Genomic DNA, 15,383 nt, shown 5'->3' on the forward strand with positions numbered 1-15,383 from the left:
ATCGGATGCTTGCCCGGCCGCCTGGGCTGGCAGATGGAGCAGCGCATCTTAGCATGGGCGTTTGCGTAGTTTTTTCCAGATCGAATATCATTTTCCGGTTTCGTCCGTACGGGAAATAGGAGATTGATTGTGAATTCGGTTTTGTCCGCTGTCGAAAACAAGCTTGCGGCTTTGCCGCTCCCTGTCGAGTTGACCATGCCCGATGGAACGCGGGTGGGGGCGGCCAACGCGCGCATCCGCATCACCGCCAAGGACAAGAGCGCGCTGGCGCACCTGGCTGCAGGACAGGTGGGCGTGCTGGGCGAAGACTATGTGCAGGGCAAGCTCGACATCGAGGGCTCGATGCGCGACGTGATGGCCATGGCGGCCGCTATCCTGCCCGGTTCGCCGGTGGATGCGGCGCGCGGCGGCCGGCTTACCGGCCTGGTGCAGCGCCTGTTGTCCGTGTGGCACCACTCCATCGAGCGCGACGCGCGCCAGATCCAGTTCCACTACGACTTGTCGGACGACTTCTACGCCTTGTGGCTGGATCCGCGCCGCGTCTATTCCTGCGCCTACTTCCGCGAGCCCGACATGACGGTTGCGCAGGCGCAAGAGGCCAAGCTGGATCACATCTGCCGCAAGCTGCGCCTGCATGAGGGCGAGCGTTTCCTGGATGTGGGGGCGGGCTGGGGCGGCCTGCTGCTGTGGGCCGCCGAGAATTACGGCGTGGACGCCACCGGCATCACGCTGTCCAAGAACCAGCATGCGCACGTCAACCGCCTGATTCAGGAAAAAGGGCTGGGCGGACGGGTGCGCATGGAATTGCTGGACTATCGCAAGCTGGACGAGTCCCGGCCGTACGACAAGATCGCGTCGGTGGGCATGTTCGAGCACGTCGGCCGCGCCCAGCTGCAGGGCTATTTCGCCAAGCTGCGGCGCCTGCTGCGCCCGGGCGGCCTGGTCATGAACCACGGCATTACGGCCGGCGGACTGCGCAATTCCGAGCTGGGCTCGGGCATGGGCGAGTTCATCGAAAAATACATCTTCCCGGGCGGCGAGCTGACGCACATCAGCAATGTGCTGGCCACGCTTACCGATGGCGGCCTGGAAGGGCTGGACATCGAAAACCTGCGTCCGCACTACGCCCGCACCTTGTGGGCCTGGAGCGATGCGCTGGAAGCCTGCCTGCCGCAGGCGCGCGCCATACTTGGCGGCGACCAGGGCGAGCGCTCGCTGCGCGCCTATCGCGTCTACCTGGCCGGCTGCGCCATGGGTTTCGAGCACGGCTGGATCGCCCTGCACCAGGTGCTGGCCCAGCCCATGGCCGCGGGACGCAGCGACGAGCTGGACTATCCCGCCGACCTGAGCTACCCGTGGCGGCGCGACTACATCTACCAGCGCTAGCCGAAGCCGCCCGCGGCGCCGGCGGTGTCTGATTTTGTCACTGTCGCTAATTTCGCGTAAAATGCCGGCTACTACGCGGTTTTGTTTCAATCCGGGATCATGGGTTTGCACCCTCGTCCCTGCCAGCAACTACGTGGCGCGCCGGCGGTGCGCCACGCATGTTTCTTACAGTGCTTCACGCCGCAGGCCCGCCGCAAGGCACCAGGGCCTGTAGCCGGGCGGCCCGCCCGGCGAATTTCCGGCTTCGAGGCGCTCATACCGGTCTGTATCGGCGGTTCCGCCCGTCTTCCGCACACCCCTTAACCCTGGCGCATGCCGGCCGCGCGGCCTTGCGTCCATGCAACTTAAGGAGGCTGCCATGTCTTTGCTCGTGAGTCGTTCACGTAGTGCGTCGCCCGACGCCGTCACGCGATCCGCCCGGATCGTTTCCACCCTGGTGCTCGCCCTTGCCGCCCTCGGCGCGGGCCTGGCCCCGAACCCCGCCCGCGCCGCCGCAGCGGCGCAGTGCGAACTGCAGCGCCCCATGCGCTTCGGCGGCATGAACTGGGAATCGAACCTGGTGCTGGTCGAAGTCGAGCGCTTCATCGCCGAAAAGGGCTACGGCTGCGACACCGAGGTGCTGCCCACCGAGACGCTGCCCGCGCTGGCGGCGCTGCAGCGCGGCGACCTGGATGTCAATACCGAGGTATGGCTCAATAGTGTGGCCGAGCCCTGGGCCAAGGCCCTGGCCACCGGCAAGGTCAAGCGCGTGGGCGATATCTACATGGGCGGCGAAGCCTGGTTCATTCCGCGCTATACCGCCGAACGGCTGCCGGGCCTGAAGAAGGCGGCCGACCTGCCCAAGTACAAAGACAAATTCGAAGACCCCGAAGAGCCCGACAAGGGGCGGTTCTACGGCTGCCCCGCGGGCTGGGGCTGCGAGGTCGTCAGCGGCAATCTTTTCAAGGCGCTGAAGCTGGGCGACACCTACACGCTGTTCTCGCCGGGCACCGGCGCCACCCAGAAGGCGGCGCTGATGTCGGCCTACAAGCGCAAGGAAAACATCGTCTTCTACTACTGGTATCCGACGCCGCTGGTCGGCGCCCTGGATCTGGTCAAGCTGGAACTGCCGCCGTACGACAAGGCGCGCCAGCAGTGCCTGACCGATCCGCACTGCGCCGATCCCAAGCCCTCGGACTATCCCGGCAATCCGGTGTTCACGGCCGTGTCCACGGCTTTCGCCGGCCAGGCGCCGCAGCTGACCGCCTTCCTGTCCAAGGTGGCGGTGCCGCTGCCCGTCATGAACACGATGCTGGCCCGCATGGCCGACAGCGACATCGAGCCGGAAGACGTGGCTCGCTGGTTCCTGAAGAACCAGGCGGCGGTGTGGACCCAGTGGGTGCCCGCCGACGTATCGGCGCGCGTCCAGGCCGCCCTCTGACGCACTGGCGTCATCGCACAGACCGCGGCCCCGGACGCCGTCCGGGGCGCCGCGTATCAACAGGAGGGCCATATGTTCCCGGAATTTATTTCGGCGCGCGCGATTCGCGCGCCCATCGACGCTTTCGTCGGTAATCTCGTCAACGACTATGCACAAGAGCTGCGCGCCCTGACCCGGCCGCTGCTGCACGTGCTGGTGTGGATGGATCACACCCTGCGCCACGCCCCGTGGTGGTCGGTAGTGCTGGTGGTCGTGGCGCTGGCCTGGGCGGCGAGCCGCAAGCCGGCATTCAGCCTGCTAATGGGCCTGCTGTTGTGCCTGATCGGCGCAATCGGCCTGTGGGACGCCGCCATGCAGACCCTGTCGCTGATGATAGTTGCGGTCGTGCTGTCGGTGCTGATCGGCGTGCCGCTGGGCATACTCATGGCTCGCTGCAAATGGCTGCGCAGCCTGATGCTGCCGATGCTGGACGTGATGCAGACCATGCCCAGCTTCGTGTATTTGATCCCGGTGGTGATGTTGTTCAACCTGGGCAAGATCGCCGCCTTGTTCGCCACCATCATCTACGCCGTGCCACCGGTAATACGCCTGACCGACCTCGGCATACGCATGGTCGACGCCGAAGTGCTGGAGGCCTCGCGCGCCTTCGGCGCCGGCCGGCTGCAGCAATTGTTCGGCGTGCAGCTGCCCCTGGCCATGCCCAACATCATGGCGGGCATCAACCAGACCACCATGATGGCGCTGGCCATGGTGGTGATTGCCTCGATGATAGGCGTGCGCGGCCTGGGCTACGAGGTCTTGCAGGGCATCAACCGCCTGGAGGTGGGGCGCGGGCTGCTGGCCGGCCTGGGCATCGTGATCCTGGCGATCATTTTCGACCGCATCACCCAGGCCTTCGGCCGCGGCAGAGGGCGGGGGGGGCAGGCATGAGCAAGATCGAGATCCGCAACGTCTACAAGATTTTCGGCCCGCAGCCGCAGCGCTGGCTCGATGCGGTACGCGCTTCCTCCCAAGGGGAAGAGGGCGCGCCGGGGCAGACGGGCACGCCTCTGTCCAAGAAAGAGCTGCTGGCGCGCAGCGGCCACACGCTGGGCCTGCGCGACATCAGCCTGTCGATCGAGGCGGGCAGCATCTACGTCATCATGGGCCTTTCGGGCTCGGGCAAATCGACCCTGATCCGCCATTTCAACCGCTTGATCGAACCGAGCGCCGGCTGCATCGAAGTCGACGGCGTCGACGTCACCTCGCTGGGGCGCGGCGAGCTGGAACGATTCCGCCAGAACAAGATGAGCATGGTGTTCCAGCGCTTCGGCCTGTTCCCGCACCGCACGGTGCTGGACAATGCCGGCTACGGGCTGAAGGTGCGCGGCGTGGCCCGCGCCGAGCGCCGCGAGCGCGCCATGCACTGGCTGCGCCAGGTAGGGCTGGCCGGTTTCGAACACCAGTACCCGCACCAGCTTTCGGGCGGCATGCAGCAGCGCGTGGGCCTGGCGCGGGCGCTGGCCACCGATGCCGAGATCCTGCTGATGGACGAGGCCTTCTCCGCCCTGGATCCCCTGATCCGGCGCGAGATGCAGGATCAGCTTCTGCAGTTGCAGGCGCAGTTGAACAAGACCATTGTGTTTATCACCCACGACCTGGACGAAGCCTTGCGGCTGGGCAACCGCATCGCGATTCTGAAGGACGGCGAACTGATCCAGGAAGGCACGCCCGAAGACATCCTGCTCAGTCCGGCCAATGATTATGTGCAGTCGTTCCTGCAGGACGTGAATCGCAGCAAGGTGTTGAACGCCGCGCATGCGTGCCGGGTGCCGGCCCTGACGCTGACCATGCGCACGCGTCCGGCGCATGCCGTGGAACGGCTGGCGGCGGCGGGCCTGGATTATGCCGCGGTGCTCGACGGCAAGCGCCTGGCCGGCGTGCTCGACAGGCCGCAGGCCGAGCGGGCGCTGCGCGAGGGCGTGCGCGACATCTCGCGCCATCTGGGCGACATGGCCTCGGTACCGGCCAGCGCCGGGCTGGACGAAGTGCTGGCGCGCCTGTTGCGCAGCACCGAGCCGCTGGCGGTCACCGGTGAAGACGATGAGTTCCTGGGCCTGATGTCGCGCAGCAAGGTGGTGGAACTGGTGGCGCCCGTCATCGACGGCGAGGCGGGCCCTGCGCAAGCCGGCGCTGCCGGCCAGCCGGAGCAGCAGGCCGCGGCCGCTGATGCGGCGCTACCCTGACGCTGCGGCTCGAGCGGACGCGCCGGCACGGGGGCGGGCGCGCCGCGCCCAGACCCGCACCACATGCCAGTACCAGCCGTGCAGCAGCGCGGCCGACAGGCCCAGGCCGGCCAGCGCCATCAGCCACAAGGTGGCGGCACCCGGCGGTGCGCCGGGCGCCAGCACCCGCAACAGGGGCTGCAGGGTGCCGGCGCCCGGCCCATAGCCCAGCCACCAGCCGCCCAGCAGGCCGATGCCGGTCAGCGCCACGGCTTGCAGCAGCATCGGCACCAGCGCCACTTTGTAGGCGCGCAGCAGGTACGAGCCTATGCATTGCGCGGCGTCGCACAGATGGAAGAAGGGGATGATGCGCAGCAGCGTGGCGGCGACGGCGGCCACCTGCAGGTCGTCGGTATAGGCTTCCAGGATCCAGGGACGGCCCAGGATCAGGATCGCCGCGGTGGCCAGCGCGCCCACCGCCACCACCGCCATGCCCGCCAGCCCCATGGCGCGGGCGCGCTGCAGATCTTGCGCGCCTATGGCCTGGGCGGTGAGCGAGGCCGAGGCGACGCCGACGGCCATGGGCATCATGTAGCACAGCGCGGCCAGGTTGGCGGCGATCTGGTGGCCGCCGGACACGTACATGCCTTCGCGCGCCACCAGCAGCGCCATGAAGCTGAAGGCGCAGACTTCCACCAGGTACGAGCCGCCCATGGGCAGGCCCAGGCGCAGCAGTTCCTTCTGCACGCTCCAGTTGGGCCTTTCCAGGCGCGGCCGCAGGCGCGTGTAGTAGGGATCGCGGCGCAGCACCCACAGGCCGGCGCCCAGGCACAGCCAGCCGACCACCGCGGTCGACAGGCCGGCGCCGGCCGCGCCCAGGGCCGGCACGCCCAGGCCGCCGAAGATGAATATCCAGTTGAAAACGAACTTGAAGACGATGCTTGCCAGATTGATCGTCATCACGGTCTTGGGGCGTGATACGGCCGCGCCCAGCGCGTAAATGGTGCGGAATACCAGGGTCGCCGGCAGTGCCACGATCAGTGCCCGTAAATACCAGGCCACGCCGTTGCGCACCGCCGGCTCGACCTGGCCGGACAGTGCCAGCCACAAGTCCGGAAACAGCATGCAGGCCCCGCCCAGTACCGATAGCGCCAGCGCCAGCCAAACGCCCTGGCCCCAGGTGCGGCCCACCTCGGACAGGCGGCCGGCCCCGTATTGCTGGGCGAGTATGGGAATCAGCGCATGCACTACGCCCATCAGCCCCACGAAGATCGTGATGTAGATGGAGGCCGACAGCGACATGGCCTGCAGGTCGGCGGCGCTGGCATGGCCGGCCATGGTGGTGTCCAGCACGCCGAAGGCGATGCCGGCCCACGAGCTGACCAGCACCGGCCAGGCCTGGCGCAGTGTTTCGGCCACATGGGAGCCGAAGCCCGTGGGTTTGCGGGTAGCGGTCGTGCGCTTCATGAGTCGCGAGTAGGGCGGCTTGGGGTGGGGGCTTATTTCTTCTTGGGGTGGGGGCCTATTTCTTGTCCGTCAGGCGCAACAGGCGGAAGGCTTCGTGGCGGTCGGCGCCGCGCTTGCCCTGCCACAGTACCTGGGCGGCCCCGGTCTCGGTGGCGCCGGAAAAGCCCGAGGCGCCTTCCGCCAGAGCCTGCGGCGTGGTCTGCTGCAGGATCAGAGGGCAGTGCGGGTCGTAGCTGAAATTGATGTCGTTGAACACCAGGAACGAGGCGCGCTGCCCCAGCCCGAGGCTGAGCGCGCGCACGCATTCATGCGGCTGCTTGTAGTCGCGCAGCGCCTGCGCCAGTTGCGCGGACACGTCGCGATAGCTGCGCACGTAGTCCAGGGCCGGCATCCACAGGGTCGCCAGCAGCAGCCAGGTGGTGATCAGGCCGCCGGCCGACAGCACCGTGCCGCGCCACAGCGCCCGGGGCTTGCTGTGCAGCCGCCAGCGCACCAGGCCGATCCAGGTGGCCGTGCCGGCCAGCGCGATGAGCACGGCGGCGATGGACACGTGGGCCTCGTAGCCGGTGGTCTGGCGCGCGATATTGTGCGCGATCTGGCGCGGCCATCCGGTTTGCAGCGCGATCCAGCCCAGCCACACGGTGGCGGCCGTCAGCGAAAAGCACATCACCGCGAACCAGTCCAGCGAGTTGACGACCCCGCGGCGCAGGGTCGGCAGCGAAAAGGCCGCCAGTACGGCCACCGGTACCGCCATCAGGCTGTACTCGGGCTCGAAGACGTCGGCCAGGAAAAACATGAAGATCAGCGGGCAGGCGGCGAACACCAGCGGCACCCAGATGTGCGGCGCCGTGAGCCACGAACGCCAGCGCCAGATGGCCAGCAGCGCGAAGGGCCAGGTGGGCCACAGGAACCAGGGCAGGTCGCGCACGATGCTGAGCGCCGTTTCGTAGTGCGGCCAGGCGAAGGATTGCAGGTTCCACAGCCACCAGTTCTGCATCCAGTAGTCGCCGATCTCGTTGGCCGGGATCCACCACAGCAGCACCAGCGCCACGCATATGGCCACGCTGACGATGAGCCAGTGCTTGACGTGCCACAGCGGACTGCGCGGCAGGAAGGCCAGGGGCACGGCCAGCATTACCGGCAGCCCGCCTATCCAGGCCCGGGTCAGGAATACCGCGGCCAGCGCCACGCCCAGCATGATGGAGCCCGACAGCGGCCGGTCCAGCATGCGCGCAACAGAGTAGAAGGCCAGGGCCTGGAAGGCGATCAGCGCCGGCACCTCGGAGGTTTCGTGCATGCGCCACAGGATGCCGACGGTGGCGACGATGAGCAGCAGGGCGGCATCGGCGATCATGCGGCCGTAGTCGCGTACGGTGGGTTCGCCGCCAAAGGGCAGCGCCAGCGGCTGCGGTTCGGGGCGCCGGCCCAGCAGGTAGGTGCCGTACCAGACCGAGCCCGTGACCAGGCCGAACCACAGCAGGTTCGGCAGCCGCGAGGCGATCATGGCAGCGTTCAGCGACGAGGTGAAATGTTCGAAGAAAGGCTGGAACAGCCAGATGCTGAAGCCGCCCACCCAGGTGATCAGCGGCCCGTCCTGGGCGTGCGCCAGAGTGCCCACCTGCGGCAGCAGCCAGGCGTGGGCCGGCCCGTGCAGCGCGGTAAGCATGGTGGCCAGCCCCACCACGTCGTCGGTTTTCCAGGGGTCGCGGAAGAACAGCCCGGAAAATATATACACGACCCCCAGGATCAGCAGCAGGATCCGCGGCAGTTTGGTGGTGGCTGTCGCCATCAGGCGGGCCGGGGTGGAGCGGGAGTCGTTGGGCGGCACAGAGGATGGCGCAGGGCTACGGGTAATGGCTTATCTTAAATTAAAAAGGCAGCCGCAAGGCTGCCTTTTTCCCAGAGAGGGCGTAAGCGGGTGTTGCGCGCTTACCGATGTGCTATTTGGTTATGGGCATAGACCAAACAGACATCAGGCCTTCTTGGTGGTGCCGGCGGTGCGGGCGAAACGGGCACGGAATTTTTCCACGCGACCGGTCTCGACGATGCGCGTTTGCGCGCCGGTGTAGAACGGGTGCGATTCGGACGTGACGTCGCACTTGAACAGCGGATAGGTCTTGCCGTCGATTTCCACGGTTTCGCGGCTGTTCAGCGTCGAGCGCGAGATGAACTTGTTGCCGGTCTGCTGATCCAGAAACACCACATCGCGGTATTCGGGGTGGATGCCTTCTTTCATGTCGATTTCCTGTGTTCCCGGGTTTGGGGGCTTAAGCCCTCCCGGCGTCTTTGCGTACGGGTCGCCAGCCGGCAAGGCGCTTTGAAGGCCTCTTCTTTGAAGGCCTCTGAAGACTCTTCCCTCTATAGCCTACGCCGACAACGTATCCAAAATTAAGCTCGCTATTCTAGCATGTCGCCTAAAGGGCGCGCAAGATCGCGCGTACCGGGCTGGCATCGGCCTCGACCAGCGCCAGGGGCAGGGCGATGAGTTCGTAGTCGCCCTGCGGCACGGCGTCCAGCACCAGGTTCTCGAGCACGCGCAGGCCGTGCCGGGCTATGGCCTGGTGGCTGTCCAGCGACTTGCTGGGAGCCGGGTCTATGCTGGGGGTGTCGATGCCGATCAGCATGACGCCGGCCGCGGCCAGGTATTCCACGGCAGCGGGGTCGTAGGCGGCGAAGTCGTCCGTCCAGGCGTCGACCGCTGCGCGCTGGCAGGTGCGCAGCAGAATGCGCGGCGGCGCGTCCTGCAGGTGGGGCCGCAAGTCTTCGATGCCGACCAGCGGGCCGCCGTGCAGCACGTGGATCACCCGGCAGGGCCCAAGGAAAGGCTCGAGTCCGAGCGCGCCGGCGGTGGCGCCGTCGGGGTCGTAGTGCAGCGGCGCGTCGGCGTGTGCGCCGATATGCGGCGAAAGCGTGATTTCGCTGACGTTGACCGGGCAGCCCGGGCCTATGGCCCAGCGCCACTGCTGGCGATAGGGGGTGTCGCCGGGGAATACCGGAGAGCGGGCCGATACCGGCGGGGAGATGTCCCAGATCTTCTTCATGGCGCACATATGGGTATGTAGGTGAAATGCAGGGGGGGCGCAGGCATTGGTGTGCGAGGCTCGGGGGGCGCGAGCCGGGCGGGCCTGCTGCGGCCGCGCTGGCCTGGCCGGCCCTGCCCGCAATGCGCCCCTGCAACGGGCCTGCAACGCGCCCGGCGCGTACGAAATGGCTGGTTCCGCGTAGGCAGTCAAAGCTTATACCATTTCGTATGGAGGGGCTCGGTGGGTGTTGCGGCCGCCGGTGGTTTTCGGGGTGGCTTTCCGGCGAACCGTTGCGCGGCGGGCGCCACCTTATACTTGGCCGCGCTCGGCCAGCGATATCGCCATGTCGCCGGCCACGATCAGGTGGTCGAGCAGGCGGATGTCGACCAGGGCCAGGGCCTGCTTCAGGTGCCGGGTAAGCGCAAGATCCGCGGTGCTGGGCTCGGCCACGCCGGACGGGTGGTTGTGCGCCAGGATCAGCGCGGCCGCGTGATGCCGCAGGGCGGCCTTGACGATTTCGCGCGGATATACCGAGGCCTGGCTAAGCGTGCCGCGCGCGATGTCTTCGCCGGCGATGAGCCGGTACTGGGTGTCCAGGTACAAAGCCATGCAGTGTTCCACCCGCCGCGGCGCCAGGACGCTGAGGCAGTAGCTCTTGACCCGCTGCGGCTGGTCGAGTGCGTGGCCGCTGCGCAGTTCTTCTTCCAGGGCGCGCCGGTTCAGTTCGCTGATGGCCAGCAGTTCGCAGGTCTTGGCCGCGCCCAGGCCGTCGATGGCAAGCAGGGCGCGGGCTTCGGCCGAGAGCAGGCCGCGCAGGCCGCCGAAGCGTTCGATGAGGCGGTGCCCCAGGGCCACGGCGCCGCAGCCGCGCGTGCCGGTGCGCAGCACGATGGCCAGCAGTTCGGGCGAGGTAAGGACGCCGGCGCCGTGGGCCAGCAGGCGCTCGCGCGGGCGTTCGGGATCGGCAGGGCGGGAGTTTGATGCCATGGGTGCGTGCTCCGGGAGGCCGGCCCTGTGCGCCCGGGGCTTGCCGCCGCTAACATTCTGCGGCAAGACCCTTGGCGATATGTGCCCAGCCCTATGCGATGAAATGCCGTGCTCTAAAATAGAGGCTGCAATGACCCTCTACGGTGACAGATTTTGACTTCCCTGGCCGATTCCGTGAACGCTTTTGTCCGCCCCGATTCCTACCTGACCCTGCACTACCGCATCGTGCTCAATTCCGGCCCGGCCGCGGGCTCGGTGTTTGCCGACACCTTCGACGGCCGGCCCGCCACCCTGCAAATGGGCGCAGGGCAGTGGGCGCCGGGCATGGAAGAGGCCTTGCTGGGGCGTGAAGACGGTACGCAGTTCAGCATCGAGCTGCCGGCGGCGCAAGCCTATGGCGAACGCAACCCCGATCTGCTGCAGCGGGTCAGCCTCGACCTGCTGGCGCAGTACACTGAGCCCGGCGTGCAATTCCAGCCCGGCGACATGGTGGAATTCTCGGCGCCCAACGGCGGGCGCTACTCGGGGGTCATGAAAGAACAGGGCGACACCTGGGCGCTGTTCGACTTCAACCACCCGCTGGCCGGCACCGACCTGCGGGTCGACGTATCGCTGCTGGGAGTGCTGTGATGACGGACAAGAACCAGGCTGCGAATCCGTCGGCACCGCAGGCGCCGCGCCAGATAGAAGTGGTGCTGGCCCAGCCTCGCGGCTTCTGCGCCGGGGTGGATCGCGCCATCGACATCGTCGAGCGCGCGCTGGAACTGCATGGCGCGCCGATCTACGTGCGCCACGAAATCGTGCACAACCGCTACGTAGTGGAAGACCTGCGCTCCCGGGGGGCAGTGTTCATCGACGAGCTCGACCAGGCGCCGGCCGGCGCCATTGTGGTGTTTTCCGCCCACGGCGTGTCGCGGGCGCTGCGCGCCGACGCCGAGCGCCGCGGGCTGCGGGTGTTCGACGCCACCTGCCCGCTGGTCACCAAGGTGCACGTGGAAGTCGCCCGCATGCGCGCCGCCGGGCGCGAGATCATCATGATCGGCCACCGCGGCCATCCGGAGGTCGAGGGTACGCTGGGGCAGGCCGACGGCGGCATGTACCTGGTGGAAACAGTGCAGGACGTAGCCAATCTGCAGGTACGCGACCCGGCCAACCTGGCCTTCGTCACGCAGACCACGCTGTCTGTGGACGACGCCGCCAAGGTGGCCGATGCGCTGCGCACGCGCTTTCCCGGCATCATGGAGCCCAAGAAAAGCGACATTTGCTATGCCACGCAGAATCGCCAGGACGCGGTCAAGATCATGGCGCCCGATTGCGACCTGGTGCTGGTGGTGGGCAGCCCCAACAGCTCGAATTCGAACCGCTTGCGCGAGGTGGCCGAACGCAAGGGCGCGGCCGCCTATCTGGTGGATGACCCCGACATGATCCAGCCGGCCTGGCTGGAATCGGCGCGGCGCGTGGGCGTGACCGCCGGCGCTTCGGCGCCCGAGGTGCTGGTGCAGCAGGTGATCGGCCGGCTCAAGGAACTGGGCGCCGTGTCGGTGCGCGCGCTGCCCGGCGTCGAAGAGAACGTGGCGTTCCCGCTGCCGCGGGAACTGTCGCGCAAGCTGTAGGAGGGTCGAGCCGCGTAGGTCGAGCCGCATAGGTCGGGCCGCATAGGTCGGGCCGCGACACCTCCGGAGCGAGCAAGCCGCCACTGCCACGGCCGGCTCGGACGAGGCCAGAATTGAAATGATCGAATTCGATCAGGAACGAGGGGTATACCGATCATGAAGCTCTACAGTTATTTCCGCAGTTCGGCCGCCTACCGCGTGCGCATCGCCCTGAACCTGAAGGGGCTGCCCTATGAAACAGTGCCGGTGCATCTGCTGCGCCAAGGGGGCGAGCAGCTGCTGCCCGAGTACCGGCGCCTCAACCCCACCGCGCTGGTGCCGACCCTGGTCGACGGCGACCTGGCCCTGGGCCAGTCCATGGCCATACTCGAATACCTGGAAGAAACCTATCCGCAGCCGGCGCTGCTGCCGGCGGACGCCGCCGGGCGGGCGCGGGTGCGGGCCATCGCCCAGACCATCGCCTGCGACATCCATCCCCTGGACAACCTGCGCGTGCTGAAATACCTGAAGCACGAAATGAAGGTATCGGAAGAAAGCAAGAACGCCTGGTACAGGCACTGGGTGGAAGTGGGCCTGGCGGCGGTCGAAGGCATGTTGGCGCAGCACCCCGCCACGGGCGAGTTCTGCCACGGCGGCCAGCCCAGTTTTGCCGACCTGTGCCTGGTGCCCCAGGTGGCCAATGCGCGCCGTTTCGAGTGCGACCTGGGCGCCATGCCGACGATAGTGCGCATCGACGCCCGCTGCCAGGAGCTGGACGCCTTCCGCCAGGCAGCCCCGGCCAAGCAGCCCGACGCTGAATAAACAGGGCGCTGCCGTCACTTGGCCGCAGGCCGCCGGCTGTTGTGCAGCCCCGGCGCGGGCCGCCTGCCCCGCCTACCCGCCGCCCATGCCGCCGCCGAGGTGGCACGCGCTGCGGCATCTGGCCGTACTTTGCCTTTGTGACTTCATACCAATCCGCTTTCAAAGAGATAAGAATCCCTGGTATGAATCCTTATATTTTTGATTGCAGATGCGTATCAGGCCGCTGCGCCGGGCCCGCGGCGCTGCAGCCATCTGCGGATGTAGTCGAAGCGGTCGAAGCCCCAGAAGGGCTCGTCGTCGATGAAAATGAATGGCGCGCCGAACACCCCGCGCGCGGTGGCGGCTTCGATGCCCGACTTCAGCGCCGCCTTGATGTCGTCCTGCTGCATGCCCTGTGCGACCGCGCCGGCGTCCAGCCCGGCTTGCTGAGCCGCCGCCAGCACGACTTCGGGCTGGCTGATGTCCTGGCCCGCGGCGAAGTAGGCGTGGAATACCGCGTGCGCGAAGTCGCGCGCCTTGGCCGCGCCGTGTTGCGCGTCGATCCAGAGCATGGCGCGCGCGGCGCCTATCGTGGCCACGGGAAACTTCTGCGGGTGCACGTAGGGGATGTCGAACAGCGCCGCGGTGCGGGCGAAGTCGTGCAGCGCGTAGCGGCCCTTGATGGGTACGTCGACCAGCGGAACCACGCCTATCTGCTTGAACACCGGCCCCAGCAGGATGGGGTGCCAGCGCACCGCGCGGCCGAGTTCGGCACCCAGCGCGTCGACGCGGGTGCTGGCGCAGTAGGAATACGGAGAGGAAAAGTCGAAATAGAAGTCTATGGGGCTGTTCATGGTGGCCTGCGCGGGTCTGCCTGGCAATCGATACAGTCTGTAAACAGTTTATCCTGATTTGCCGCGGCCTTTCGCGACGCTTTCTTTGTATGATGCATATCCATATCCAGCGCGGTGCGTGGCCGCGCCCCGCGGCCGTGGGCCATGGCCGGAAAAAAGCGGAACACAGATGAAAAAAAGCGCAGTAGTCCTGGGAGTAGTGGTTGCCGTGGGCGTGGTCTATACGGCGGGTTCGTGGTATGTGGGCAAAAGGGCGCAGCAGGTCGTGGAACGGGCCGTGCAGCAGGCCAACGAACGCGCCGCCGGCGTGCTCGGGCCCGGCGCCGCGAACGGCACGCTCAAGGTCGTGGTCAACGACTACCAGCGCCATGTGTTCTCGTCCGACGTGCTGCTGTCCATCGAATTCAAGGGCCCCGACGGCAAGGCGGCCGATTTCACCTTGCACGATCACCTGGATCATGGGCCTTTCCCGTGGTCGGCCCTGCGCGCCGGACGCTACGCGCCATTGCTGGCTTACAGCCAGTCGCAACTGATCCCGACGGCCGCCACGCAGCCCTGGTTCGATGCGCTCAAGGGCGAGTCGCCGGTCACGGCGCAGACCCGCGTGCAGTTCTCGGGCTTGATCCAGTCGCGTTGGAACTTCAAGCCGCTGCAGTACAAGAATGCCGACGGCGATGTGCAGTTCGGCGGCGGCTTCATGAGCGTGGACGCCGACGGCGACGGCAAGAACGGCAAGTTCAGCGGCAAGTTCCCGTCGCTGACCCTGGTGTATCCGGATACTGGCGAACGCATTGCCGTACAGGGGGTCGAGCTGCACAGCACCACCAGCTCGCCCGCGGCGGATGCCTCGCAGATCAAGAGCGAAGGGCAGCTGCAGAGCCTGGATCTGACGCCGCAGCAAGGGGCCGCGGCCATACACGTGCAGAAGCTGGGCTTCCATTTCGACAGCAACCAGAAGGGCAGCCTGCTGGATGCCACGCTGCGCTATGACCTGGGCCGTATCGGCGTGGGCGATGCCGACCTGGGTTCGGTCACGATCGGATCGGGCGCCACGCACCTCGATACCAAGGCCTTGGCGGCCTTGGCCAGCGAATACGATGCGCTGCGGGCCAAGCATGGCGACGACCTGGGTTCGTCCATGAGCGACGCAGAGGCCGACGCCTTGCGCCAGAAGGCGCTGGGGCTGCTCGACAGCCAGCCGATGCTGGCGCTGGATCCCATGGTCTGGAAGAACGACAAGGGCCAGAGTTCATTTGCGCTGAAGCTGAACCTTGCCGCGCCGCAAGGCGATGCCTCCGCAGCGGGCATGGCCGGCTTTCAGTCCCTGCTGCCGCAGGTGCTGCAGCAGATCGATTTCAATCTGTCGATATCGCGCCCGATGTTCATCGAAGCCGCGGCACAGCTGGCCAAGTCGTCCGGGCAGCCCGCCACGCCGCTGCTGGGCACCATGCTGTTCGACCAGTATGCCGGCAGGCTGGAGGCGCAGGGGCTGGTGCAGAAGCAGGGCGATACCGTAACGGCCGCCATCCGCTACAGCAAGGGCCGCGTCGAGGTCAATGGCAAGGACATGAGCGTCGACGATTTCGTGCAAAAGGCATTGGCATCGGCCATGTAACGCAAGGCCCGCGCCGGCACCGTGCGAAGGCCGC

Annotated in this window: 14 protein-coding genes; 8 read left to right on the forward strand and 6 right to left on the reverse strand. The window is 67.0% G+C overall.

The features are described from left to right. Positions 1-129 precede the first annotated feature (129 nt). From CEY11_RS16010 to CEY11_RS16025, 4 genes are all read left to right on the forward strand, one after another. The gene (locus CEY11_RS16010) at positions 130-1,386 is read left to right on the forward strand and encodes a class I SAM-dependent methyltransferase (RefSeq protein ID WP_088604427.1); all 1,257 of its coding nucleotides are present in this window, start codon (positions 130-132) and stop codon (positions 1,384-1,386) included. A 358-nt stretch (positions 1,387-1,744) separates the two neighbouring features. Continuing rightward, positions 1,745-2,806 carry an ABC transporter substrate-binding protein gene (locus CEY11_RS16015; protein WP_088604428.1) on the forward strand — a complete coding sequence of 354 codons (1,062 nt, stop codon included), beginning with the start codon at positions 1,745-1,747 and terminating at the stop codon, positions 2,804-2,806. A 72-nt stretch (positions 2,807-2,878) separates the two neighbouring features. After that, a complete protein-coding gene (locus CEY11_RS16020; protein ID WP_088604429.1) occupies positions 2,879-3,736 on the forward strand; it encodes an ABC transporter permease in 858 nt (285 codons plus the stop codon). Beyond that, the gene (locus CEY11_RS16025; protein WP_088604430.1) at positions 3,733-5,031 is read left to right on the forward strand and encodes a quaternary amine ABC transporter ATP-binding protein; all 1,299 of its coding nucleotides are present in this window, start codon (positions 3,733-3,735) and stop codon (positions 5,029-5,031) included. Before CEY11_RS16020 ends, CEY11_RS16025 begins: the two co-directional genes overlap by 4 nt. Here the strand turns inward: CEY11_RS16025 and CEY11_RS16030 are convergent. From CEY11_RS16030 to radC, 5 genes are all read right to left on the reverse strand, one after another. After that, positions 5,023-6,477: an MATE family efflux transporter gene (locus CEY11_RS16030; protein WP_088604431.1), complete on the reverse strand. Its 1,455-nt coding sequence runs from the start codon at positions 6,475-6,477 to the stop codon at positions 5,023-5,025. The two genes, CEY11_RS16025 and CEY11_RS16030, sit on opposite strands and share 9 nt — an antisense overlap. A 55-nt stretch (positions 6,478-6,532) precedes the next feature. Further along, a complete protein-coding gene (locus CEY11_RS16035; protein ID WP_088604664.1) occupies positions 6,533-8,266 on the reverse strand; it encodes an ArnT family glycosyltransferase in 1,734 nt (577 codons plus the stop codon). Between the two features lie 183 nt (positions 8,267-8,449). After that, positions 8,450-8,713 (reverse strand): type B 50S ribosomal protein L31, encoded by a 264-nt coding sequence (locus tag CEY11_RS16040; protein ID WP_088604432.1) that lies wholly within the window; start codon positions 8,711-8,713, stop codon positions 8,450-8,452. A gap of 178 nt (positions 8,714-8,891) precedes the next feature. Next, positions 8,892-9,518, reverse strand: coding sequence for an arylformamidase (gene kynB, locus CEY11_RS16045; protein WP_088604665.1), 627 nt, complete (start codon positions 9,516-9,518; stop codon positions 8,892-8,894). A 291-nt stretch (positions 9,519-9,809) separates the two neighbouring features. Next, on the reverse strand, positions 9,810-10,487 hold the full coding sequence (gene radC / locus CEY11_RS16050) for a RadC family protein (protein WP_088604433.1): 678 nt from the start codon (positions 10,485-10,487) through the stop codon (positions 9,810-9,812). A gap of 153 nt (positions 10,488-10,640) precedes the next feature. On the opposite strand from radC, the gene CEY11_RS16055 reads away from it, so the two are divergent. From CEY11_RS16055 to maiA, 3 genes are all read left to right on the forward strand, one after another. Beyond that, positions 10,641-11,117 carry an FKBP-type peptidyl-prolyl cis-trans isomerase gene (locus tag CEY11_RS16055; protein ID WP_088604434.1) on the forward strand — a complete coding sequence of 159 codons (477 nt, stop codon included), beginning with the start codon at positions 10,641-10,643 and terminating at the stop codon, positions 11,115-11,117. Then, positions 11,117-12,100, forward strand: coding sequence for a 4-hydroxy-3-methylbut-2-enyl diphosphate reductase (gene ispH / locus CEY11_RS16060; protein WP_088604435.1), 984 nt, complete (start codon positions 11,117-11,119; stop codon positions 12,098-12,100). Before CEY11_RS16055 ends, ispH begins: the two co-directional genes overlap by 1 nt. A 156-nt stretch (positions 12,101-12,256) precedes the next feature. Then, entirely contained in the window at positions 12,257-12,901 is a 645-nt protein-coding gene (gene maiA, locus CEY11_RS16065) for a maleylacetoacetate isomerase (RefSeq protein WP_088604436.1), read from the forward strand. A gap of 215 nt (positions 12,902-13,116) precedes the next feature. Here the strand turns inward: maiA and CEY11_RS16070 are convergent, their stop codons facing one another. Further along, positions 13,117-13,734: a 2-hydroxychromene-2-carboxylate isomerase gene (locus CEY11_RS16070; protein WP_088604437.1), complete on the reverse strand. Its 618-nt coding sequence runs from the start codon at positions 13,732-13,734 to the stop codon at positions 13,117-13,119. Positions 13,735-13,903: 169 nt separating this feature from the next. Between CEY11_RS16070 and CEY11_RS16075 the strand changes: the two genes are divergently transcribed. Beyond that, complete coding sequence (locus CEY11_RS16075; protein WP_088604438.1) at positions 13,904-15,349, forward strand: YdgA family protein; 1,446 nt, start codon at positions 13,904-13,906, stop codon at positions 15,347-15,349. The last annotated feature ends 34 nt before the right edge of the window (positions 15,350-15,383 follow it).

It is taken from the genome of Candidimonas nitroreducens, assembly GCF_002209565.1.
Taxonomy (GTDB): domain Bacteria; phylum Pseudomonadota; class Gammaproteobacteria; order Burkholderiales; family Burkholderiaceae_B; genus Candidimonas; species Candidimonas nitroreducens.